Origin of the sequence: Caballeronia sp. PC1, from assembly GCF_021353155.1 — a bacterium.
Lineage (GTDB): Bacteria > Pseudomonadota > Gammaproteobacteria > Burkholderiales > Burkholderiaceae > Caballeronia > Caballeronia cordobensis.
The window spans coordinates 1,980,503-2,003,874 of the sequence record NZ_JAJUBH010000001.1 but is presented as its reverse complement, the minus strand read 5'-3'; the positions used below and the strand labels follow the sequence as shown (position 1 = coordinate 2,003,874).

Annotated in this window: 22 protein-coding genes and 1 tRNA gene; 13 read left to right on the top strand and 10 right to left on the bottom strand. The window is 63.4% G+C overall.

Annotated features, from left to right (window positions below; translation table 11 throughout):
- Positions 1-382 precede the first annotated feature (382 nt).
- The 5 genes from LY284_RS09685 (at position 383) to LY284_RS09665 (ending at position 5,483) form a co-directional block, all read left to right on the top strand.
- The gene (locus tag LY284_RS09685) at positions 383-1,606 is read left to right on the top strand and encodes a branched-chain amino acid ABC transporter substrate-binding protein (protein ID WP_014190630.1); all 1,224 of its coding nucleotides are present in this window, start codon (positions 383-385) and stop codon (positions 1,604-1,606) included.
- Between the two features lie 217 nt (positions 1,607-1,823).
- Entirely contained in the window at positions 1,824-2,774 is a 951-nt protein-coding gene (locus LY284_RS09680; protein ID WP_014190631.1) for a branched-chain amino acid ABC transporter permease, read from the top strand.
- Positions 2,775-2,797: 23 nt separating this feature from the next.
- Entirely contained in the window at positions 2,798-3,967 is a 1,170-nt protein-coding gene (locus LY284_RS09675; RefSeq protein ID WP_014190632.1) for an ABC transporter ATP-binding protein, read from the top strand.
- A 16-nt stretch (positions 3,968-3,983) separates the two neighbouring features.
- Positions 3,984-4,760: an ABC transporter ATP-binding protein gene (locus tag LY284_RS09670; protein ID WP_014190633.1), complete on the top strand. Its 777-nt coding sequence runs from the start codon at positions 3,984-3,986 to the stop codon at positions 4,758-4,760.
- Positions 4,761-5,483, top strand: a complete 723-nt coding sequence (locus LY284_RS09665; RefSeq protein ID WP_014190634.1) for an ABC transporter ATP-binding protein — start codon at positions 4,761-4,763, stop codon at positions 5,481-5,483.
- Positions 5,484-5,535: 52 nt separating this feature from the next.
- Here LY284_RS09665 and LY284_RS09660 read toward each other — a convergent pair whose 3' ends face one another.
- The 3 genes from LY284_RS09660 to LY284_RS09650 all read right to left on the bottom strand — a co-directional run bounded on the left by LY284_RS09660 (position 5,536) and on the right by LY284_RS09650 (position 8,439).
- A complete protein-coding gene (locus LY284_RS09660; protein WP_014190635.1) occupies positions 5,536-5,958 on the bottom strand; it encodes a GNAT family acetyltransferase in 423 nt (140 codons plus the stop codon).
- Positions 5,955-7,139 carry an acetylornithine transaminase gene (locus LY284_RS09655; RefSeq protein ID WP_041730171.1) on the bottom strand — a complete coding sequence of 395 codons (1,185 nt, stop codon included), beginning with the start codon at positions 7,137-7,139 and terminating at the stop codon, positions 5,955-5,957. The genes LY284_RS09660 and LY284_RS09655 overlap by 4 nt, the downstream gene beginning before the upstream one ends.
- A gap of 268 nt (positions 7,140-7,407) precedes the next feature.
- The gene (locus LY284_RS09650) at positions 7,408-8,439 is read right to left on the bottom strand and encodes a CDP-6-deoxy-delta-3,4-glucoseen reductase (RefSeq protein WP_014190637.1); all 1,032 of its coding nucleotides are present in this window, start codon (positions 8,437-8,439) and stop codon (positions 7,408-7,410) included.
- 81 nt (positions 8,440-8,520) lie between these two features.
- Here LY284_RS09650 and LY284_RS09645 point away from each other — a divergent pair, with 81 nt between their 5' ends.
- The gene (locus LY284_RS09645; protein WP_014190638.1) at positions 8,521-9,591 is read left to right on the top strand and encodes an NAD-dependent epimerase/dehydratase family protein; all 1,071 of its coding nucleotides are present in this window, start codon (positions 8,521-8,523) and stop codon (positions 9,589-9,591) included.
- On the opposite strand, the gene LY284_RS09640 is transcribed toward LY284_RS09645, so the two are convergent.
- The 4 genes from LY284_RS09640 to LY284_RS09625 all read right to left on the bottom strand — a co-directional run bounded on the left by LY284_RS09640 (position 9,588) and on the right by LY284_RS09625 (position 13,641).
- A complete protein-coding gene (locus tag LY284_RS09640; RefSeq protein WP_014190639.1) occupies positions 9,588-9,764 on the bottom strand; it encodes a hypothetical protein in 177 nt (58 codons plus the stop codon). The two genes, LY284_RS09645 and LY284_RS09640, sit on opposite strands and share 4 nt — an antisense overlap.
- A gap of 168 nt (positions 9,765-9,932) precedes the next feature.
- Complete coding sequence (locus LY284_RS09635; protein ID WP_014190640.1) at positions 9,933-10,640, bottom strand: pseudouridine synthase; 708 nt, start codon at positions 10,638-10,640, stop codon at positions 9,933-9,935.
- Between the two features lie 167 nt (positions 10,641-10,807).
- Entirely contained in the window at positions 10,808-11,902 is a 1,095-nt protein-coding gene (locus LY284_RS09630) for a TIGR03118 family protein (protein ID WP_014190641.1), read from the bottom strand.
- A gap of 122 nt (positions 11,903-12,024) precedes the next feature.
- A complete protein-coding gene (locus tag LY284_RS09625) occupies positions 12,025-13,641 on the bottom strand; it encodes a hypothetical protein (protein ID WP_233385858.1) in 1,617 nt (538 codons plus the stop codon).
- 284 nt (positions 13,642-13,925) lie between these two features.
- Between LY284_RS09625 and LY284_RS09620 the strand changes: the two genes are divergently transcribed.
- Positions 13,926-14,351, top strand: a complete 426-nt coding sequence (locus LY284_RS09620) for a hypothetical protein (protein ID WP_144403871.1) — start codon at positions 13,926-13,928, stop codon at positions 14,349-14,351.
- Between the two features lie 245 nt (positions 14,352-14,596).
- Here the strand turns inward: LY284_RS09620 and LY284_RS09615 are convergent.
- The 3 genes from LY284_RS09615 to LY284_RS09605 all read right to left on the bottom strand — a co-directional run bounded on the left by LY284_RS09615 (position 14,597) and on the right by LY284_RS09605 (position 16,950).
- Positions 14,597-14,681 (bottom strand) — tRNA-Leu (locus LY284_RS09615).
- 108 nt (positions 14,682-14,789) lie between these two features.
- Positions 14,790-15,950 (bottom strand): ABC transporter substrate-binding protein, encoded by a 1,161-nt coding sequence (locus LY284_RS09610; RefSeq protein ID WP_014190644.1) that lies wholly within the window; start codon positions 15,948-15,950, stop codon positions 14,790-14,792.
- A 58-nt stretch (positions 15,951-16,008) separates the two neighbouring features.
- Positions 16,009-16,950: a CysB family HTH-type transcriptional regulator gene (locus LY284_RS09605; protein ID WP_014190645.1), complete on the bottom strand. Its 942-nt coding sequence runs from the start codon at positions 16,948-16,950 to the stop codon at positions 16,009-16,011.
- Positions 16,951-17,188: 238 nt separating this feature from the next.
- Here LY284_RS09605 and LY284_RS09600 point away from each other — a divergent pair, with 238 nt between their 5' ends.
- The 6 genes from LY284_RS09600 to cobA all read left to right on the top strand — a co-directional run bounded on the left by LY284_RS09600 (position 17,189) and on the right by cobA (position 23,306).
- Positions 17,189-18,865 carry a nitrite/sulfite reductase gene (locus tag LY284_RS09600; RefSeq protein ID WP_014190646.1) on the top strand — a complete coding sequence of 559 codons (1,677 nt, stop codon included), beginning with the start codon at positions 17,189-17,191 and terminating at the stop codon, positions 18,863-18,865.
- A gap of 10 nt (positions 18,866-18,875) precedes the next feature.
- Positions 18,876-19,415 (top strand): DUF934 domain-containing protein, encoded by a 540-nt coding sequence (locus tag LY284_RS09595; protein ID WP_233385852.1) that lies wholly within the window; start codon positions 18,876-18,878, stop codon positions 19,413-19,415.
- A gap of 3 nt (positions 19,416-19,418) precedes the next feature.
- Positions 19,419-20,141, top strand: a complete 723-nt coding sequence (locus tag LY284_RS09590; protein WP_014190648.1) for a phosphoadenylyl-sulfate reductase — start codon at positions 19,419-19,421, stop codon at positions 20,139-20,141.
- An 87-nt stretch (positions 20,142-20,228) separates the two neighbouring features.
- Positions 20,229-21,191 carry a sulfate adenylyltransferase subunit CysD gene (gene cysD, locus LY284_RS09585; protein ID WP_014190649.1) on the top strand — a complete coding sequence of 321 codons (963 nt, stop codon included), beginning with the start codon at positions 20,229-20,231 and terminating at the stop codon, positions 21,189-21,191.
- Between the two features lie 27 nt (positions 21,192-21,218).
- On the top strand, positions 21,219-22,532 hold the full coding sequence (locus LY284_RS09580; protein ID WP_041730173.1) for a sulfate adenylyltransferase subunit 1: 1,314 nt from the start codon (positions 21,219-21,221) through the stop codon (positions 22,530-22,532).
- A gap of 15 nt (positions 22,533-22,547) precedes the next feature.
- Positions 22,548-23,306 (top strand): uroporphyrinogen-III C-methyltransferase, encoded by a 759-nt coding sequence (gene cobA, locus LY284_RS09575; protein WP_014190651.1) that lies wholly within the window; start codon positions 22,548-22,550, stop codon positions 23,304-23,306.
- The last annotated feature ends 66 nt before the right edge of the window (positions 23,307-23,372 follow it).

The window sequence follows — 23,372 nt, the reverse complement described above, 5'->3', positions numbered from 1 at the left end:
TCCATCATCGATAGAAAGCAAAGAGAAAGGAACCCTTCCGCGCAAGACGAAACCAATGCGTGAGCACCATTAACGGGCGTGCGTCGAAATAGGCGTTATGGTCTAAAACACTTAAGGGTTTGCCCGTAATTCCGATAAGCAAACGTAACCGTTAAATTGCCCCGATTGAACCCGTGCTCGTTATGGTGCAACTACTGCACAAAATCGGATCGCAACCTGGTTGCGCCTGAGCGGGAAAATCGCCGGAAAATGGCGGTTGCAATGCTGGAAAACCCCGCCACGCAAGAATATTGCTCGTCTCATATTTAGCGTTACAATGCGCGCGTCTTGAGGCCAGAAGGGTTCACGACGACTGTTTTTAGAGGCGCAGGAGACCTATTTGATGCGATTCAAGTTTGCTCACGCCGTGTCCATCGCGGCTGCGGTTGCAATGGTGACCGCATGCGGCAAGAAGGACGAAAGCGGGGCGAATACGGCGGCATCGGCGGCGAGTTCCGCAGCGTCTGCTGCGTCCGCGCCAGCGCCTGCGCCTGCGAGTGAGGCAACGGTCGTGAAAATCGGTCATGTCGCGCCTCTGACGGGGCTGCAGGCACACCTCGGCAAGGACAATGAAAACGGCGCGCGTCTGGCACTGGAAGAGATCAGCGCGCAGGGTTTGACGATCGACGGGCGTTCCATCCGCCTCGAACTCGACAGTCAGGACGATGCCGCCGATCCGCGCGTCGGCACGGAAGCCGCGCAAAAGCTCGTGGACGATCACGTGGTCGCGGTCATCGGCCATCTGAATTCGGGCGTGTCGATTCCGGCGTCGAAGATCTACAGCGATGCGGGCATCGCGCAGATTTCGCCGTCGACGACGAATCCGGAGTACACGAAGCAAGGCTACAAGACGACGTTTCGCGTCGTCGCGACCGACGCGCTGCAAGGCCCCGTGCTGGCCGGCTACGCGATGAAGACACTGCATGCGAAGAAAGTCGTCGTGGTCGACGACGCGACCGCATACGGACGTGGGCTGGCCGATGAATTCGCGAAGTCGGCTCAGGCTGGCGGCGTGAAAATCGCCGCGCGCGAGCAGACGACCGAGAAGGCCCGCAATTTCAAGGCGATCCTGACCAAGATCAAGCGCATCCAGCCGGATGTCGTGATGTACGGCGGCATGGACGTGACGGGCGGCCCGTTCGCGAAAGAGGCGGCGGCGCTCGGCATCAAGTCGAAGATTCTCGCCGGCGACGGCGTCTGCACCGAGAAGCTCGCCGAGCTCGCGGGCGACGCGGTGCAGAACATCGTCTGCTCGGAGGCGGGACTCGCGCTTTCGAAGATGGACAAGGGCGCGGACTTCGAGAAGAAGTACGAAGCGCGCTTTCACGCGCCGGTGCAGATTTACGCGCCGTTCACGTATGACGCGATGTACGTGATCGTCGATGCAATGAAGCGCGCCAATTCGATCGAAGCGCCCAAGGTGCTCGCTGCGATCGCCACGACGGACTACAACGGTCTGACGGGGCGCATCGCATTCGACGACAAGGGCGATTTGAAGGCGGGCACCATTACGCTTTACGACTTCAAGGACAAGAAGAAGGACGTCCTGGATGTCGTCAGGCAGTAAGCAGCAGCAGGATGGCGGCGCTCAACCGACGGCGCCGTTTTCGTATCCGTCCGGGAAACGCCCGCAGCCTCATCCGGCAGCGAGCGGACGATCGGACGATTAACCCTTACCGGTTTTTCCAAAAGTACGCGCAGTGCCGTTTCAGATTTCGCTTCACACCGGTTTATCGGCCGGTGATAAAAGCGTTATCCGAACGCACGGGGCTAAGGAGCTTTAGATGGATATTTTCATCCAGCAGATCATCAACGGCTTGGTGCTTGGCAGCGTCTACGCCATCATCGCACTCGGCTATACGATGGTGTACGGCATTCTCGGCATCATCAACTTCGCGCATGGCGACGTGCTGATGGTCGGCGCGATGGTCGCGCTGTCCGCGATCGGCGTCATGCAGAACCACGCGCCGGGCTTGCCCGGACCGATCATGCTGACGATCGCGCTGATCGTTGCCGCGATCGTCTGCGCGCTGGTCGGCTACACGATTGAAAAAGTGGCGTACCGGCCGCTGCGCAAGGCGCCGCGTCTCGCTCCGCTGATCACCGCGATCGGCGTGTCCATTCTTCTGCAGACCATCGCGATGATGATCTGGGGCCGCAATCCGCTGGCCTTCCCGCAGCTTCTGCCGACCGATCCGATCAACGTGATCGCCGCCGACGAAACCCGTCCGGGCGCCGTGATCTCGATGACCGAAATCGTGATCATCGTGGTTGCGTTCATCGTGATGGCCGGTCTGCTGCTCCTCGTGCACAAGACCAAGCTCGGCCGCGCGATGCGCGCCATCGCCGAGAACCCGGCCAATGCCTCGCTGATGGGCGTGAACCCGAACTTCGTGATTTCCGCGACCTTCATGATCGGCTCGGCGCTCGCAGCGCTCGCCGGCGTCATGATCGCGTCGGAATACGGCAACGCCCACTTCTACATGGGCTTCATTCCGGGCCTGAAAGCGTTCACGGCGGCGGTGCTCGGCGGTATCGGCAACTTAGGCGGCGCAATGGTCGGCGGCGTGTTGCTGGGTCTCATCGAACAGTTGGGCGCCGGGTATATCGGCAACCTGACGGGCGGCGTCTTCGGTTCCAACTACCAGGACGTGTTCGCCTTCATCGTGCTGATCATCGTGCTCGTGTTCCGTCCGTCGGGTCTGCTCGGCGAACGTGTCGCGGACCGCGCTTAAAGATTGTCTGAGGAGCCAGAAAAATGACTTCGATTCAACCGATTGAGCCGTCCACGACGCTCATCCCCGAGAAGAACATGACGAAAACGCTCGTCGTGGGCATTCTCACCGCCGTGTTCGTCATTGCCGCGCCGATGGTCATCGGCGCCGCGGGCGGCAACTACTGGGTCCGCGTGCTCGACTTCGCGATGCTCTACGTGATGCTCGCGCTCGGCCTGAACGTGGTGGTCGGCTTCGCCGGCCTGCTGGACTTGGGCTACATCGCGTTTTACGCGGTGGGCGCCTATACGGCGGCGCTGCTGTCGTCGCCGCAGCTTTCGACGCAATTCGAATGGATCGCGGCGCTCGCGCCGACCGGACTCCACTTCCCGTTCTTCATCATCGTGCCGATCGCGATGGCGCTCGCGGCGACCTTCGGCGTGCTGCTCGGCGCACCGACGCTGCGTCTGCGCGGCGACTATCTCGCGATCGTGACGCTGGGATTCGGGGAAATCGTCCGGATCTTCATGAACAACCTCGATCGTCCGATCAACATCACGAACGGTCCGAAGGGCATTACGGGCATCTCTCCGGTGCACATCGGCGACTTCAGCCTCGCCCAGACGCACGAGTTTCTCGGCTTCAAATTCCCGTCGGTGTACCTGTATTACTACCTGTTCGTGCTGTGCGCGTTGTTCGTGATCTGGGTGTGTACGCGTCTGCAGCATTCGCGCATCGGCCGCGCATGGGCCGCTATTCGCGAAGACGAAATCGCCGCGAAGGCGATGGGCATCAACACCCGTAACGTGAAGCTGCTCGCGTTCGCGATGGGCGCGTCGTTCGGCGGTTTGTCCGGCGCGATGTTCGGCGCGTTCCAGGGCTTCGTGTCGCCGGAATCGTTCACGTTCTGGGAATCGATCGTCGTGCTGGCGTGCGTGGTGCTGGGCGGCATGGGCCATATTCCGGGCGTGATTCTCGGCGCGGTGCTGCTCGCCGTGTTCCCCGAATTCCTGCGCACGACGATGGGTCCGCTGCAACACGCCATCTTCGGCCATCAGATCGTGGATACCGAAGTCATCCGCCAGTTGCTGTACGGCCTGGCGATGGTGCTGATCATGCTGTATCGCTCGGAAGGCCTGTGGCCCGCCGCGAAACACGAAGACAAAATCGCGAAGATCGCGAAGCGCGGCAATAAAAAGCCGGTGCGCGCATAAGCGGGGGATCCAGAAAATGAGCCAAAAGCAAACGCGACTTTCCGTCAAGGGCGTCAACAAGCGCTTCGGCGGCTTGCAGGCATTGTCCGATGTCGGCCTCGAAATCGAGGAAGGCACGATTTACGGCCTGATCGGCCCGAACGGCGCGGGCAAGACGACGTTCTTCAACGTGATCACGGGCCTCTACACGCCGGATTCCGGCGAGTTCCGTCTCGACGGCACGGCCTACACGCCGACCGCCGTGTATCAGGTGGCGAAGGCGGGCATTGCGCGCACGTTCCAGAACATTCGCCTGTTCGGCGGCATGACCGCGCTCGAAAACGTGATGGTCGGCCGGCACGTGCGCACGAAGCACGGTCTGCTCGGCGCGGTGTTTCAGACGCCGGCGGAACGCCGTGAAGAGCGCGAGATCAAGGAACGCGCGCTCGAACTGCTCGAATATGTCGGCGTGCTGCAATACGCGGACTACACGTCGCGCAATCTGTCGTACGGTCACCAGCGTCGTCTGGAAATTGCGCGCGCCCTCGCCACCGATCCGAAGCTGCTCGCGCTCGACGAACCGGCGGCCGGCATGAACGCCACGGAGAAGGTCGAACTGACGCGTCTGCTCGACAAGATCCGCTCGGATGGCAAGACGATTCTTCTGATCGAACACGACGTGAAACTCGTGATGGGATTGTGCAACCGCATGACGGTGCTCGATTACGGCAAGGTGATCGCCGAAGGTCTGCCGCAGGACGTGCAGAAGGACCCGAAGGTGATCGAGGCATATCTGGGTGCGGGGGTGCACTAAATGGCGACCATGAACGCGATGTTGAAAGTCAAAGGTCTGCAGGTGAATTACGGCGGCATCCAGGCGGTGAAGGGTGTCGATCTGGAAGTCGGGCAGGGCGAACTCGTCACGCTGATCGGCGCGAACGGCGCGGGCAAGACCACGACGATGAAGGCGATCACGGGTCTGAAGCCGTACTCGGGCGGCGATATCGAGTACATGGGCCAGTCGATCAAGGGCGTGCCGACGCACGAACTTCTGAAGCGCGGCCTCGCGATGGTGCCGGAAGGCCGCGGCATCTTCGCGCGCATGTCGATTCTCGAGAACATGCAGATGGGCGCGTATCTGCGCAACGACACCGACGGCATCCAGAAAGACACCGAGCGCATGTTCGGCTTCTTTCCGCGCCTGAAGGAACGTGCTTCGCAGTATGCGGGCACGCTCTCGGGCGGCGAGCAGCAAATGCTCGCGATGGCGCGCGCACTGCTGTCGCGTCCGAAGCTCTTGTTGCTTGATGAACCGTCGATGGGTCTCTCGCCGATCATGGTCGAGAAGATCTTCGAAGTCGTGCGCGAGATCTCGAAGGAAGGTCTGACGGTGCTGCTCGTGGAGCAGAACGCGCGTCTCGCGTTGCAGGCGGCGAATCGCGGCTACGTGATGGATTCGGGCACGGTCACGATGTCCGGCGACGCGAAGATCATGCTGGACGATCCGAAGGTCCGCGCGGCGTATCTGGGCGAATAAGTCTTCGGCCAGTTCGAAAAAAAGCCGACCGTTGTGAGACGGTCGGCTTTTTTCATAGCCGCTTGCCGAGGCTCACGACTTCATCCATCCGATACCCCAGCTTTTCATAGAACCCGCGCAGTTCCGTCTTCACGCTCAGAATCTGCAAGTTGACCTTCGGGCAACCGAGCTTTGCGAGCGCGCGTTCCGCGTGCTGCATCAACGCGCTGCCGTAGCCGTTGCCGCGCAACGACATAGCGACGGCGAGCGAATACACCCATCCGCGATGCCCGTCGTAACCGGCCATCACCGTGCCGGCGATCGCTCCATCGAGCAAACCGACGAAGAACAGTTCCGGCTGCGTCTTCATCTTGTTGGCAATCGACAGCGCCGGATCGCGCTGCGGCCGCGATGCATCCGCGTACTCCGGAAACACATCGCGCCACAGGGCGATCACGGCGTCGCGATCGCCCGGCTCGAACGCGCGGATGATCACAGCGAATCGAGCACTGAACGCAGCATCGACATCATCTGGTCGATCTCGTCCTTCGTGACGTTCAGAGCGGGCATGAAGCGCAGCAGATTCGGACGCGCCGCGTTCAACAGCATGCCGTCGGGCTGCATCAGGCGCGCCTTTTCGACGATCTGCGGACCCTTGTCGCTATCGAGCAGCAGCGCGCGCAGCAGGCCTTCGCCGCGCTCGCCCTTGAAGCCGCGCTCATCCGACAGCTTCAGCAACTCGTGCTTCAGATAGTCGCCCTTTTCGCGCACGCTTTCGAGAAAGCCCGGCGCGACGAGTTGCGAGATCACCGAATGGCCGACTGCCGTCATCAGCGGATTGCCGTTGTAGGTGCCGCCCTGATCGCCGGCTTCGAAGCACGCGACCTCGGCCGTCGCCAGCAGCGCCGCGAGCGGCACGCCGCCGCCGATGCCCTTGCCGAGCGTCATGATGTCCGGCTCGATGCCCGAGAGCTCATAGGCGAAGAGCGTGCCCGCGCGGCCGCAGCCGCTTTGCACTTCATCGACGATCAGAAGCAGGTTGTGCTGCTTCGTCAGCGCGCGCAACTGCTGCATGAATTCGCGCGTCGCGGGAATCACGCCGCCTTCGCCCTGAATCGGCTCCAGCATGACGGCGACCGTCTTCTCGTTGATGAGCTTCTCGACCGACGCGATGTCGTTCAGATCGGCCTTCGGAAATCCCGGCACTTGCGGCGCATAGATGGTGTCCCAGCCGGCCTTGCCGCTCGCGGACATCGTCGCGAGCGTGCGGCCGTGGAAGCTGTGATCCATCGTGATGATCTCGAACGCGCCGTTCTTGAACTTCCTGCCCCACTTGCGCGCGAGCTTGATCGCGCCTTCGTTCGCTTCGGCACCGCTGTTCGCGAAGAACACCTTGTCGAAGCAGCTATGCGCGGTGAGAAGGCCCGCGAGCTGCGCCATCGGACCGTTATAGAAGGCCGGCGACGGGTTGATCAGCGTACGCGCCTGCTTCTCCAGCGCTTCGATCATGCCTTCGTTGCAGTGGCCGAGCGAGTTCACGGCCCAGCCCTGGATGAAGTCGAGATAGCGCTTGCCCGTGTTGTCGTAGAGCCAGGAACCCTTGCCGTGCGTGAAGACGATCTCGGGACGGTTCGTGATGTACATCAGCGAATCAACGGGGTACTCATTGAAATTCATGACAGCGGGCTCCACGAAGGCAAAAGAGGAAGTGGTGCGGAAAAAACAAAAGCCACGGAATGTCCGTGGCTTCATTTCGTACGTTTCGGCGATGACCGAACGTGAGCGCAAATGCATGACGTGCCAGCGGCATCCCTAGGGGAGCGGCGAGCGGCGACGTCGAAGTGCGTTCAGGATTTTGATCATTCGCGAAGGATACGTTAAGGGGTTGCTGCCTGTAAACCGTGCACGCGGATTTTTTCCGCGCGCACGGCGCAGCGCATGTTGCTCAGACCGGATGCGCGAGGTCGGCCGCGCTCGTGAACGAATCGGCGTAGAACTCGTCGTCCGGCAGCCGGTGATGCTGCGTGAAGTCGCGCTGCGCGGATTCCACCATGACGGGGGCGCCGCACGCGTACACCTGATAGCCGCTCAAGTCTGGCAGATCTTCGATGACAGCGCGATGAACGAAGCCGGTGCGGCCCGTCCAGTTGTCGCTCGCGTCGGGCTCGGAGAGCACGGGGACGAACTTGAAGTTCGGAATCTCTTTCGCCCACTGTTCGGCGAGATCCATCATGTACAGGTCTTTCGCGCGCCGGCCGCCCCAGTACAGCGTCATCGGACGGTTCAGGTTCTTGAAGACCGCATGCTCGATGATCGCCTTGATCGGCGCGAAACCCGTGCCCGACGCGAGCAGCACGATGGGCTTCTCCGATTCGTCGCGCAGGAAGAACGTGCCGAGCGGGCCTTCGAAGCGCAGGATGTCGCGCTCTTTCATCGCGCCGAACACGTGATCGGTGAAGGTGCCGCCCGGCATGTGGCGGATATGCAGTTCGAGCGGGCCTTCGTGATGCGGCGGGCTCGCCATCGAATAGCTGCGGCGCTTGCCGTCCTTCAGGATGAATTCGATGTACTGCCCCGCGTAATACTGCAGCCGCTCGTTGGCGGGCAGTTGCAGCTTCAGCTCGATGACGTCGTCGGCACGGCGTTCCAGCGCGTTCACGCGGCAGGGCAGCTTTTTGACCTGCACGTCGCCGACGCCCGCGACTTCGCGCACGTCGATGGTCAGGTCGGTCTGCGCGGTCGCGCAGCAGAAGAGGGCCATGCCGCGCGTTTTCTCATCGTTGGAGAGCGCGGACGACGAATGCGGCGCCTGCTCGACTTCGCCGCTCACGACGGCGCCCTTGCAGGAGCCGCACGCGCCGTTCTTGCAGCCGTACGGCAGGCCGATGCCCTGACGCAGCGCCGCGGTCAGCACGGGTTCGTCGGGTTCCACTTGAAACTGCCGGCCGCTTTGCCGGAGCGTTACGTTAAAAGCCATAGATCGATGTCATGCAATGGGGTGAATGTGTCTCGATGCTGCCGAGCGCGCGTTCCTGAAGCGGCGGATACAATGACCGGCATGATCGCCACTCGAATCCTGCGCCGCGCGCGCGTGCTGATCGTCGGCTGCGGCGATGTCGGCATGCGTGCGCTGCAGATCCTCAACGCGCGTGCCGCGCCGCCCCGCGTGATCGCGCTCACGCATCATCCGGAGCGCGCGGGCGAGTTGCGTGCGGCGGGCGCAACGCCCGTTCCCGGCGATCTCGACGTGCGTGCGAGCCTGCGGCGTCTGGCAGGCATTGCGCGCAGCGTACTGCATCTCGCGCCGCCGCCGCGCGATGGCCTGATCGACAGCCGCACGCGCGCGCTCGTCGCCACCTTGCGCGCGCCGCGCCGTTCGGCCGCGCGCCCGGCGCAGTCGGCCGTCATGCGGCAACGGCATGCGTCCGGCGCGCCGCTGAAACGCCGCGTTCAACGTCCGGGTTCCTTCGCGAAAACGTCTTTCATTGTACCCGACGGCCCTTTCCCGGCCAGCATTCGAAAGGCCGGCTTTCGCCCCGGCCTGCGCTTCGTCTATGCGAGCACGACCGGCGTCTACGGCGATTGCGGCGGCGCGTGGATCGATGAAACGCGGCCCGCGCGGCCGGAGAACGAGCGCGCGCGGCGGCGTGTCTCGGCGGAAATGCAGTTGCGTGCGGCGGGCGCGGGGAGCGGCTGGCGGGTTTCGATCGCGCGCATTCCGGGCATCTACGCGGGCAACCGGCTGCCGGTCGCGCGCATCGAGCGGGCATTGCCGGCGCTCGTCGAATCCGACGATGTCTATACGAACCATATCCACGCCGACGATCTCGCGGCGATTCTGGTGCGCGCGCTCTCGCGCGGACGGCCGCAACGCGTGATCAACGCATCGGACGACACCGACTTGCGCATGGCGGATTATTTCGATCGCGTGGCCGATGCGTACGCCTTGCCGCGCGTGCCGCGCATTACGCGAGAAGAGGCGCTGTCGCGTCTCGAGCCGATCACGCTCTCGTTCATGCGCGAATCGCGGCGGCTGTCCAACGCGCGCCTGAAGCGCGAGCTGGGCTACGTGCTGCGCCATCCGACGGTCGACGATTTCCTGAAAGCGAACGCGAACGCGCCGCGCTAGATCAGCGCAGGAATCGTTTCGAGCAGGATGAAGCACATCAGCGCGCCGATCAATGCGCCGATGAGATTCGGCGAATATTTATGGCGCACGTGCATGACGGCGGCGAGCACCCCGATGAGGACAACACTCAGCGCGACGAACGCGATCAGTGCGACGGTCGAGTGGGAGACCATGATGCCCTCCTGCTTTTTTGATAGTCATTATTGGTATCCGTTAGACCAGTATATGAGGACGGCAGAAGGAAGGCATGCTGCGCCGCAGCGCACGGATTTAGGGGCTTTCACTGATTTGCATGCTGAATGAAGGAGGCCGTGTCATGCGCGGGCAGCGCGCAGCGCCCGTCAGGCGCCGCGCAGCGCAGCGAGGTCGCTTTCATCGAGCCAGCGCCACGCGCCTTCGGCAAGTGTGGCCGGCAGCGCATAACCGCCGACCCGCTCGCGATGCAGTTGCTCCACGCGGTTTCCCGCGGCCGCGACCATGCGCTTCACCTGATGATATTTGCCTTCGAGCACGGTCAGTTCCAGCAGCCGCTCGTCGCGTCGCGCGGCGGCGAGCGCGGCGCTCGGCTTCGTTTCGCCGTGCAGCAGCACGCCTTCGCGCAGTTTCGCGAGCTGCGCATCGTCGAGCGGATGACGCACGGTCGCGAGATAGACCTTCGGCACCTTGCGTTTGGGCGATGTGAACGCGTGAACGAACGCGCCGTCGTCGGAGAGCAGCAGCAGGCCGGTCGTATCCTGATCGAGCCGGCCGACAGCCTGCACGCCGCGCTCGGCCAGTTGCGGCGGCAGCAGATGGAACACGCTCAAGTGATGCTGCGGATCGCGCGAGCATTCGTAGCCCGCGGGCTTGTTGAGCGCGACATACGCTTTTTCGCGATACGTCCAGAGATGATCGTCGACTTCGAATTCGAGAGCGGGTGTGACGGGAATATCGGCGCGCGGGTCGTCGCGTGTCTCACCGCCGATGCGCACGCGGCCTTCGGCGACGATCCCGCGGCACTGGCGGCGCGACCCGAAGCCTTGGGAGAAGAGGAGGGTTTCGAGGTCCATCGGATGAGCGGAGTTGAAGCGCGCATTCTAGCAAGCCGCGCTTTCTTCGCCCGAAGCGGCAAAAAGAGCGCCGTCCGCGCGAACGGACGGCGCACAGGCTGGCGATGCGCACGCGGACGAGGAGTTGTCCGGGCTCGCGTCATCGCCCAGGGAAAGCGACGCGCGCGTTACTGCATGTCGATGCGGCCGTACGCGCCATCGGCCTCCGCGTTCGGCCCCGCGGCGAAGAACAGCGTGTTGGACGGCTGCGCGTTCAGGTTGTTGCCGAACGCGATGCCCCACAGGCCGGGTTGCACGAGCGGCGTGCCGTCCGTGTTGATCAACTGGCCGACGAACGCGCCGGTGTTTGGATCGAACGCGTTGATCGTGCCGTCGCCGAAATTGCCCACGAGAATGTCGTTGCTGAAGGTGCCGAAGTTGCCGGGCGCCTGCGCGACGCCCCACGGCGCGTTCAGCGGGCCGTTCGGCGCGAGGCGAAGCATGAGATTGCCGTCGATATCGAACACGTCGACGAAGCCCTGGCCCGCGCCCGGCACGTCGTCCTCGGCGTCTTCGTCCTGCTTCGCGTAGGTCACGTAGATCTTCGCGCCGATCGCCTGAATGCCGAACGGCGCGAAGCCCGCGGGAATCTGCGTGTCCCGGAAGCCGCCTGGCACGGCGATCTTCGTGAACGTGCCGTCGAACACGTCGATCCGGTTGTTATGAAAGTCGGTCGCATACAGGCGATGGCCGCCCGACGCGTTCACCGCGATCGCGAGCCCCTTGTAGATCGCGCCGGACGCGCTCGAATCGACGACGGTGAATGCATGCGTCGTGTCGACCGCCGGCGCCCACGCGGTGATCGAGCCGCCTTCGCCCGCGAAAATGAACGCCGCGACGCCGGACTTGCCGTTGCGCGCGAGCGTGAGATCCGGGCCCTTGTTGAAGACGATGCCGGTCGGGCTGGCGGGACCGGTCGCGGACGGAGGAATCGACACGACGAGCGATTGCACGACGCCGTTGCCGTCGTAGAGCGTGGCCGTCTGCGTGCCGTTATTGGCGACCCAGACGAAGCCGTTCGGATTGAACGCGACGCCCCAGCTGTTCTTCAGATTCGGGTCCGTGTGCGGCGCGGGCACGGCGCCGTCCGATACGACGATCGACGCCTTGAAGCGCGTCGGCGCGGGCATGTCTCCGTCCGAGCCGCCGCACGAGGCGAGGCCCGTGAGGGCCACGACCGCGGCGGCGCAAGCGACGATACGGTTCCACAAGCCGGTTTGCATGATGGTGACTCCTCGGGTGCGACGCGCCCTCAGTTCGTTCGTCACCTCTAAACGGACAGGCCCGCGAGCTTATTCCCGTTTGCAATCCGGCAAGCTGTTTCCGACGCATTTCCCGACGCATTTCAGTGCGCGTCGCCGCGGCCCTTGGCGACCGTCGGTACGCCCCAGCCGAACACCGTGAAGTTAGGCGCGCCGTTCTCGCCGGAGGCCGCGCCGTGCCGCGTGCCGGCGCTCCAGCGGCCGTCGAAGGTCATCGCCGGAACGGTCGGCGTGGGTATCGCGCTGGCCTGACGGAAGTACTCGGTATTCGATTCGTTCTGCACAGCGAGCGCGCGGCGCAGCGTCGCCTGCGTTTGCGCGTTGCGCGGATCGAGCGATACCGCGCGGCGCGCATGGCGCAGGGCGCAGGCCGGGTCCTGATTCGCGGCGCATGAGCGGGCGCTGGCCATTGCGCTGTCGCGCGCGCGTTCCTGGCGCGACACATCGGCCGCAAGCTGCTGGATTTCCGGACTCCGTGGCAGGCTCGCGTAGAGGCCACGCATGTGACGGCGCGCGGCGGTGAGATCGCGGTTGGTCAGCGCTTGCTGGACCGCCGCGATGCTGTGCGCGACTGCCGCGGGAAGCGGCTCCGTGACGGGCGCGGCGGGCTTGTCGAGTGCGGCCACGGTCGGATTGTTTTTGACGCTCGTTGGTTGGGACGCGGTTGCGGTCGGCTGCGTGACCGGTTTTGCCGGCGCTTCCGCCTTTTGTGCCGGTGCGGGCGCCGAAGGTTTTGCTGTCGCGAGCACTGTGCTTTGGACCGCTGCCGGCGTCGTCGGCTTTTGTGTGGACGCGATGGCGGGTGCGGGCGTCGGCAGTTTCGCGCTTTCGAGCGACGCCGGCTTTTGTGCCGGTGCGACGGCGGGCGTTTGCGCAAGCGCGGCGGTCTCGCGCGGTTCCGGTTTCTGTGCCACTGCGATGGTCGGCGCAGGCGGTTTGATCGACGGCGTAGCAGCGGCGTCGGAAGCGCCCGTCGAAGCGGCCACGCTCGTCGTCGGAACTGGCGCGGGCTTCGTCGCGACGATCGTCACTGGCGGCGCGATATCGTGTGCAGGCGCCTTCGCCGTGGCGACCGGAGTGTCGACGCGCGGCTGAAGCGGCGCGGCTTGAGTCGTCGAATGCGCTGCGACCGGCGCATCGTGCGCCGCGGATGTCTTTGCTTCAGAAGCGTCGTTCGCCTTCGCCACGTTGGCCGGGGCGGGCGCGTCGTCACGGGACCGCGTCAAAGCGGCAGGGCGCGTCCTCTCGGCGGCGGGCGCGACGGATGCGCCGTCATGCACCGAACCCGCCGCGCTGATGCCGGTCTCTGGGGTCGCCGGCGCGACGTTGTCGTCGAGCGTCAGATAGAAATAGCCGCCCGCCGCGATGCTCGCGACCACGCTGCCGACCAGCATCGCGATGCCGGTGCGCGCGGGCTTGCGCGGCTCGCCGTCCGGCAGATCGCCGGGCTCGACGAAGTTCGGATACGACGTCAGCATCTTGCGGCGCACGAGGCGTTGCAGCCAGCCGCTGTCGCTCAGATCCACGATATCGAGCGGCGCGGGAAGGCGCGCGGCGGCGGTATCGGCATGACTCGTGAAAATCGCGCCCTGACGGTCGGCGCCGCACGCCGGGCAGGTGAGTTCCTCCGCCGCGGAAACGGTGCTGCAGCGGCGGCAGATCACCGAGTCGAGCGACAGCGAGTATTCAGGTCGATTCATGTCGCACCTTTTTGGAGTTATGGCTCGACGCATCGCGTGAGCGGCGCACGGCATCGCAAGTCCTAAGCAACCCGAAATGCGGGCGCTGCGCGCGCGAGCATCCCCGTGAGGCTCCGCGCGCCGGGATTTCGAATGCCGATGGTGGCCGATTCTTGCGCGAGCGGTGACGCGCGTATACGCGATGGCGCACATTCCGAAGGCGAAAGCGGTTGGCCATTCGGACGACTTTCTGCGCGCCGCATCATCGGCGACATTCAGCCATCGGGTACGAAAGGATGATGACAATGCAATCGAAGGGCTTCGATACGACCGCGCGGCAGTTGATCGTCGGACTGCCGCTTTTCATGGGCGCGATCGAATATATCTTGCGCGTGGCGCTGAAACAGCCCGGAAGGGACGATTTCTTCCCGATCTCGCTGGTCGCCTCGAGCGTCAGCCTCAACATGGCGCTGACCTTACTGCCGAATCAGTTTCGAAGCGGCTTCTCTCGCTGGGCGACAGGGCGTCGAATCAAACTCGTGGCGCTTATCGCGAATATGGGAATCTTCGCCTCTCTGATTGGCTTGCTTCTGTGGCTATACTTGCTCGTCGCTTCGTTTAGTGACGAAGTCAGGGGTCTTCTGCCGATGCATCCGCTGCGGGATTCTTTGGTGTACTACGTATTAACGATTGCCTTGAATGAATGGAAGGCCTGGGTGGAGAAATGTTGAACTTCGTATTGGGATTTTTTAGAGAGTATTGGCCCGTCGTGCTCGCGTCCGCGTTTGCATGGTATGGCGCGCCGGTCGTAGGGAAGTGGCTGGGACAGCTCACTCTGAAGCTGATTCCCGACGAATCCGACCATCACCCCGGCCCCGATTGAACGCACCACGCACGACCCTTCAGAACCCAGCCAGAAACCGCCCGCCCAAACGTAAAAAAGCCGCTCACAACGGAGCGGCTTTCTCGGAAATCGTGGTGCCCAGGGCCGGAATCGAACCGGCACGCCTTGCGGCGGGGGATTTTGAGTCCCCTGCGTCTACCAATTTCACCACCTGGGCCTGAATGGTTCGCATGGAAAATCAGTAACGAACCAATCGAGTCGGCGATTATGACCGAAAACGCCGTCGCCGGCAAGCGGCGGCGGCACCGTTTCACAAACTCGGAAATTACTGGGCGAGATACGTAAATTGCCCGTTCTTGATCACGCCCATCACGCTCGCGCGCTGATCCAGACCCACGTGATCAGTCGCGCTCGTGTTCACCACGCCGTTCGGCACGACGAGTTCATGCGCGCGCTCCAGTTCCGTGCGAAGCGCCACGCGGAATTCCTTCGTGCCGGGCTTGCCGGCCTTCAGCGCGCGGGCCACGGCATCCTGCAAGCGCGGATACACGCCGGCCGCATCGCCCGCGAACTGCGTCACGCTGCCCTTGCCGTACTTGTCCTCGTAGGCGCTGACGAACGCGAGCGCCGCTTTCTTCGACGGATGATCCGCCGGCAGCGTACGCGCCACGACGACCGGCTGCGTCGGGAAGAGCGTGCCTTCCACGTCCTTGCCGCCGAGCTTGATGAACTCCGGCGTCGCGATGCCGTGCGTCTGATAGATCGCGCCCTTGTAACCGCGCTCGACGAGCGTGCGCTGCGGCAGCACCGTCGGCGTGCCCGCGCCCGCGATCAGGACCGCGTCCGGCTTTGCCGCCATCAGCTTGAGAATCTGGCCGGTGACGCTGGCATCGGTCCGGTTGAAGCGCTCGCTCGCCACGATCCTGATATGCCGCAGATCCGCGAACTTGGTGAACTCGTTGAGCCAGCTATCGCCGTAGCTGTCCGCGAAGCCGATGAAACCCACCGTCTTCACGCCGTGATTCGCCATGTAACGCGTCATCACGTCGGCCATCGCGCGGTCGGTCTGCGCCATCTTGAACGCCCACACCTTCTTGCCTTCCTGCGGCTCCACGACCGACGCCGAGCCGATCAGCGTGATCATCGGCGTTTCGGATTCGGCGACGGGATCGAGCGCCGCGAGCGCGGCCGGCGTGATGTTCGGCCCGACGATCACATCGACATGATCCTCGCTGATGAGCTTGCGGATATTGCGCACCGCCGCGCCCGGGTCCGAGCCGTCGTCGAGGATGATGTACTCCGCGTTCTGTCCGGCGATGGTCTTCGGCCACATGAGCATCGCGTTCTTGCTGGTGATGCCGATCGCCGCGGCGGGCCCCGTGCTCGACAGATCGATGCCCACTTTCAGTTGCGCCTGCGCGGCGGCGGCCAAGACGGACAAGGCAACGCCGGCCACGAGCCGGCGCGTGAACTTCGACAACGTCATCGGAAAGGTCTCCAAGGGAAGGGTCTTCTTTTTTGAGGCGGCGCGCGCCGCCGTTTCTCTAAAGCTCGTAGCTTTCGTGCTCGCCGGAGAGCGCCTGTTCGATCAGCTTGCGGTTGAGCGACGGCGACAGCAGTTCGACGAGCGTATACACATAGCTGCGCAGATACGCGCCCTGTTTCAGCGCGAGCCGCGTCACGTTCGTACCGAAGAGATGCCCGACCGGCATCGCGCGCAGGTGCTTGTCGCGTTCCGGATTGAACGCGATATCCGCCATGATTCCGATGCCCAGACCGAGCTCGACGTAAGTCTTGATCACGTCCGCGTCGATGGCTTCGAGCACGATGTCCGGCGTCAGATTGCGCAACTGGAACGCCTGATTAATTTTCGTGCGCCCGGCAAAGGAGGCTTCGTAGGTGATGATCGGGTACTGCGCGAGATCGTCGAGCGTGAGCGTCTTGCGCTCCAAGAGCGGATGATCCGGCAGCATGACCGCGAGATGCTGCCACTGGAAGCAGGGCAGCGACACCAGTTCCTTATAGTTGGCGATGGCCTCGGTCGCGATGGCGATATCCGCCTGATCGTGGATCACCATTTCCGCGACCTGCGTCGGGCTGCCTTGCAGAATCGACAGGTGAACCTTCGGAAAGCGCTTCTTGAACTCGGCGATGGCGGCGGGCAGCGAGTAGCGCGCCTGCGTGTGCGTCGCGGCGATCACGAGATTGCCCTGATCCTGCGCCGCGTAATCTTTACCGACGCGCTTCAGGCTCTCGACTTCCTGCAATATTTTCTCGACCGACGCGAGGATGATGCGCCCCGGCTCGGTGAGTGATCTCACGCGCTTGCCGTGCCGCGTGAAGATCTCGACGCCCAATTCGTCTTCCAGCTCGATGATCGCCTTGGAGACGCCGGGCTGCGATGTATACAGCGCTTTCGCGGCTTCCGTCAGGTTGAAGTTCTGCCGGACGGCCTCGCGCACGAAGCGGAACTGATGCAGATTCATTTATAACTCAGCCGCATATCAAAGTAATTTTTCAGTCGTTTGCAATATATAGCAGGTTCTTTACTATCAGTCCAATTTTTCCAATATCCATATCTCTATCTGTCATAAGCAAATGAGCGTTCCGTCTGAACGGCTCGCGCGACAGGCACTCAATGGATATTCGATGGATGAGACGCGCAACGGGTCTGGAACACCGAGCTAGGACGTCGCGCTTTACACAAGAACTTGGGGCCCCCGAATGTACCAATACGATCAGATCGACCAACGCATCGTCGACGAACGTGTCGCGCAGTACGCCGACCAGGTCCGCCGCCGTCTGTCGGGCGAGTTGAGCGAAGAAGAATTCCGTCCGCTGCGTCTGCAAAACGGCCTGTACTATCAGCGCCACGCGTACATGCACCGCATCGCGATTCCGTACGGCAACCTGCGCAGCGACCAGCTCCGCATGCTGGCCACCATCGCGCGCGAGCACGATCGCGGCTACGGCCACTTCTCGACGCGCACCAACATCCAGTTCAACTGGGTCGAGCTCGAAGAAACGCCGGAAATCCTGCGCAAGCTCGCGTCCGTCCAGATGCACGCGATCCAGACGTCGGGCAACTGCATTCGAAACATCACGGCGGACCAGTTCGCGGGCGTCGCGCCGGATGAAGTGGTCGATCCGCGTCCGTGGGCGGAAATTCTGCGTCAATGGTCCACGTTCCATCCGGAATTCGCGTGGCTGCCGCGCAAGTTCAAGATCGCGGTGAACGGCTCGGCGGAAGACCGCGCGGCCGTGCAGATTCACGACATGGGCGTGTATCTGAAGAAGAACGCGCAAGGCGAAGTCGTGATGGACATTCTCGCGGGCGGCGGTCTGGGCCGCACGCCGATCGTCGGCGCGATCATCAAGCGCGATCTGCCGTGGCAGCACCTGATTACGTATTGCGAAGCCGTGCTGCGCGTGTACAACCGCTACGGCCGCCGCGACAACATGTACAAGGCGCGCATCAAGATTCTGGTGAAGGCGTTGTCGGCGGAAAAGTTCAGCAAGCAGGTCGAGGAAGAGTGGCAGCATCTGAAGGACGGCCCGTCGACGATCACGCAGGAAGAAGTCGATCGCGTGTCGACGTTCTTCGCGCCGCCCGCCTACGAAAAGCTCGCGGACACCGACGCCTCGTATGAAAAGCATCTGATCGACAGCAAGCCGTTCGCGCGCTGGGTCGAGCGCAACGTGCGTCCGCACAAGGTGGCGGGCTACGCGTCGGTGACGCTGTCGCTCAAGCCGCGCGAGATCGCGCCGGGCGACGCCACCGACAAGCAGATGGACGACGTCGCCGCGCTGGCCGACGAGTTCTCGTTCGGCGAAATCCGCGTGTCGCACGAGCAGAACCTGATTCTCGCGAACGTGAAGAAGCACGACCTGTACACGGTGTGGGAGCGCGCAAAGGCGCTGGGTTTCGCGACGGCGAACATCGGCTTGCTGACGGACATCATCGCGTGCCCGGGCGGCGATTTCTGCTCGCTCGCGAATGCGAAGTCGATTCCGATCGCGCTCGCCATTCAGGACCGCTTCAACGATCTCGACTACGTGCACGACCTGGGCGACCTGTCGCTGAACATCTCGGGCTGCATCAACGCCTGCGGTCATCACCATGTGGGCAACATCGGCATTCTGGGCGTCGATAAGGACGGCTCGGAGTGGTATCAGGTGACGCTCGGCGGCGAGCAAAGCTCCGGCGCGACCGGCGCGCATCTCGGCAAGGTGATCGGCCCGTCGTTCTCGGCGGAAGAAATGCCGGATGTGATCTCGCAAGTGATCGATACCTTCGTCGATAACCGTGTCGAAGACGAGCGCTTCATCGAGACGTTTAACCGCATCGGCATCGCGCCGTTCAAGGAGCGCGTGTACGCATCGCGCCAGGCACACGCTTAAAGGATTTCAGATGACGTTGATTATCAAGAATCGCGCGATTGTAGAAGACAGTTTCACCGTGGTGCGTGCAGCCGAAGACGGCGCACTGCCGGCCGTCGATGCGCTTCCGTCCGGCAAGATCATCGTGCCGTTCGCGCTGTGGAAGGAACACAAGGCAGCGATCGTTGCATCGCGTGCGAAGGACGAGATCGGCGTGTGGCTCGCGCCCGACGACGAACCCGCCGACCTCGTGCCGGACTTCGATTCGCTCTCCGTGATCGCCGTCGATTTCCCGGTGTTTCGCGATGGCCGCGGCTTTTCGATCGGCCGTCTGTTGCGCGAGCGTTATCAGTGGGCGGGCGAATTGCGCGCCATCGGCGATGTGCTGCGCGATCAGGTCGCGTTCCACGCGCGCTGCGGTTTCGACGCATTCGCCGTGCGCGCCGACAAGGACATCAACGACGCGCTTAACGCGTTCACCGAGTTCACCAATCTGTATCAGGGCGCGACCGACAATCCGGAGCCGCTGTTCCGCCGTCGCGCCGCGCTCGTCGCCGCTCTCGGAGCCTGATGTATGACGCCTGAATTGCAAGCCAAGGTTGAACGCCTGGACGCGCTGCTCGATTCGATCGCGGCGCGCCACCAGAACGTCAAGCTAGCCAGCAGCCTCGCCGCCGAAGACATGGTGCTCACGCACGCCATTCTTTCGCGCGGCGTTGCGATCGGTATTTTCTCGTTGAACACGGGCCGTCTGCACGCGGAAACACTCGGCATGCTCGACATCGTGAAGCAGCGTTACGGCTACGACATCGAGCAGTTTCATCCGCAACAGGATGCGGTCGATGCCTACGTGCGCGATCACGGCCTGAACGCGTTCTACGAAAGCATTGATTTGCGCAAGAGTTGCTGCCATATCCGCAAGGTCGAGCCGCTCAATCGCGCGCTTTCGGATGTGTCCGCGTGGGTCACGGGCCAGCGTCGCGAGCAATCGGTGACGCGCGCCGAGCTGCACGAGGAAGAGCGCGACGACGCGCGCAACATCGCGAAGTTCAATCCGCTCGCGGACTGGACCGAGACGGACGTGTGGGATTACCTGAAGGCGCTCGACGTGCCGGTGAATCCGCTGCATGCGCGCGGTTATCCGAGCATCGGTTGCGAGCCGTGTACGCGCGCGGTGCGTCCCGGCGAGGACAGCCGGGCCGGACGCTGGTGGTGGGAGTCGCGCGATACGAAGGAATGCGGCCTGCACATCACGAACATCAAGATCGTCGAAGAAGCACCAAGCTCCGCGATCTAACAGGCGCACAAGACGCCGCATCAAACCCTGTCATTGAACGCATCGTCAAGGTGAACCATGGCGCTGCATAAAAAAGGATCGACGAACATGAGCACGACGCTCGACTCTACCGTCACCGCACCGATCGTCAACAAGGCGAATCGGATGGATCACCTGGATTGGCTCGAAGCCGAGTCGATTCACATCATTCGCGAACTCGTCGCGGAATGCAGCAAGCCTGCGCTGTTGTTCTCGGGCGGCAAGGATTCGGTGGTCGTGCTCGCGCTCGCGCTGAAGGCGTTCGGCCTCGGCGGCAACCGCAAGACGACGCTGCCGTTTCCGCTCGTGCATATCGACACGGGCCACAACTTCCAGGAAGTGATCGACTTCCGCGACCGCCGCGCGGCGGAAATCGGCGCGGAACTCGTGGTCGGCCACGTCGAGGATTCGATCAAAAAGGGCACCGTGCGCCTGCGCCGCGAAACGGATTCGCGCAACGCCGCGCAAGCGGTGACGCTGCTCGAAACCATCGAGGAATACGGCTACACGGCGATGATCGGCGGCGCGCGTCGCGACGAAGAAAAGGCCCGCGCGAAAGAGCGCATCTTCTCGTTCCGCGACGAATTCGGCCAGTGGGACCCGAAGGCGCAGCGCCCGGAACTGTGGAGCATCTACAACGCGCGCTTGCACAACGGCGAGCATCTGCGCGTATTCCCGATCTCGAACTGGACCGAACTCGACGTGTGGCAGTACATCGCGCGCGAGAAGCTCGAATTGCCGAACATCTATTACGCGCATGACCGCGAAATCGTGCGCCGCAACGGTCTGCTCGTGCCGGTGACGCCGCTCACGCCGGTGCGCGAAGGCGAGACCGCCGAGATCGCGCAGGTGCGCTTCCGCACGGTCGGCGATATCAGCTGCACGTGCCCGGTCGCGAGCGATGCCGATGACGTCGAGAAGATCATCGCGGAAACGGCCGTGACGGAAATCACGGAACGCGGCGCGACGCGCATGGACGATCAGGCCTCCGAAGCCGCGATGGAACAGCGCAAGAAGCAAGGTTATTTCTAAGCGACACGCCACAGGAAGAAACGAATCATGAGCATCTATCAAGCTGAAGATCTGGGCGTGTTGCGCTTCATCACCGCGGGTTCCGTCGACGACGGCAAGAGCACGCTGATCGGCCGGCTGCTGTACGACAGCAAGGCTGTGCTGTCGGATCAGTTGTCCGCCATTTCGCGTGCGAAGAACAAGCGCACCGTCGGCGATGAAATCGACCTCTCGCTGCTCACCGACGGCCTCGAAGCCGAACGCGAGCAGGGCATCACGATCGACGTCGCGTATCGCTATTTCGCCACGGCCAAGCGCAAGTTCATCATCGCCGACACGCCGGGCCACGAGCAGTACACGCGCAACATGGTGACGGGCGCATCGACGGCGCACGCGGCGATCATTCTCGTCGACGCGACGCGCGTCACGTTCGAAGACGGCGTCGCGCAACTGCTGCCGCAGACCAAGCGCCACAGCGCGATCGTCAAGCTGCTCGGTTTGCAGCATGTGATCGTCGCGATCAACAAGATGGATCTGGCCGAGTACAGCGAGGCGCGCTTCAACGAGATTCGCGATTCGTATGTCACGCTGGCGCGTCAGCTCGGCTTGTCGAACGTGCGTTTCGTGCCGGTGTCGGCGCTGAAGGGCGACAATATCGTGACGGCGAGCGAGCGCATGCCGTGGTACGCGGGCGAGCCGCTGCTCGATCTGCTGGAGTCGCTGCCGGTCGCGCAGCCGAACGATCAGGCGCTGCGTTTCCCGGTGCAATGGGTCGCGCGTCAGGACGGCTCGCAGGCCGACGATTTCCGCGGCTACATGGGCCGTGTCGAGGCGGGCGAAGTGCGCGTCGGCGATGCGCTGACCGTGCTGCCGGCGGGCCGCGAAGCGACGGTCGCCGAGATCATCGCGCCGGTGCCGGGCGGCGTGGCGCCGGTGGATCGCGCGTTCGCGGGCCAGACCGTGACGATTCGCCTGACCGAAGACGTCGATGTCTCGCGCGGCGATACCTTCGTCCCGGCCACGCAGAAGGTCGAGCCGGCGAAGAAGCTGGAAGCCGACCTCTGCTGGTTCGACGAAGAGCCGCTCTCGCCGCAGCGCAAGTATCTGCTGAAACAGACGACGAGCACGGTGTTCGCGCGCATCGGCGCGGTGAAGCAGGTGCTGGACGTGCACACCCTGTCGCATTCGGTCGATCGCAGCACGCTCGAGATGAACGATATCGGCCGCGTGGCGCTCACGCTGCAGAAGCCGATCGTCGCGGACGAGTACGATACGCATCAGGGCACCGGCGCGTTCGTGCTGATCGACGAAGCGACGCATCACACGGTCGCGGCCGGTATGATTCGTTCCATCGCGGCTTAATCGACAAATACGCTTATGGGCAAGGTCTATCTCATCGGAGCGGGGCCGGGCGCGGCGGATCTCATCACCGTGCGCGGCATGCGGCTGCTCGAACAGGCCGACGTCGTCCTGCACGATGCGCTGATCGAACCGGCCATGCTCGACTATGCGCCGAACGCGAAGAAGATCGCGGTCGGCAAGCGTTGCGGACAGCGCTCGACGGCCCAGCATTTCATCAACAAGCAGATCGTGGATGCGGCGCTGGAGCATGGTGTCGTCGTGCGTCTGAAGGGCGGCGATCCGATGCTCTTCGGCCGCGCCGACGAGGAAATGCGCGCGCTGGAAGCGGCGGGCATCGAGTACGAGGTGGTGCCGGGAATCACTGCGGCGTTGGCCAGTGCCGCGACGCTCAAGCGCTCGCTGACCTTGCGCGGCGTGTCGCGCAGCGTGGCGCTCGCGACGCATTCGCGCGCTGCCGACAGCGACGATATCCGCGAGCAGGCGAAGGCGGATTCGCTCGTGTTCTACATGGGCCGCGACAGCGCGCCGGATATCGCGCAGCAATTGATCGACGCGGGCCGTCCAGGTTCGACGCCGGTGGCGATCGTCGAGGCGTGCAGCACGCCGCGGGAGCGCACGCTGACGTTGACGCTCGCGCGCATGGCGCTGGGCGAGGCGCAGGCATGGCTGGACCCGTCGCAACCGAGTTTGCTGATGATTGGAGAAGCGTTTCGCGAGCGGGCTGCTTCGGCGAAGCCGAAGGTGCATCTGAAGGGGATGCAGGCGGCGGCTTGATGCGTTGGGTTTGGCGGGATGGAAAGACGAAGCGCACCGGGGACGGTGCGCTTTTTGTTTTGCGAG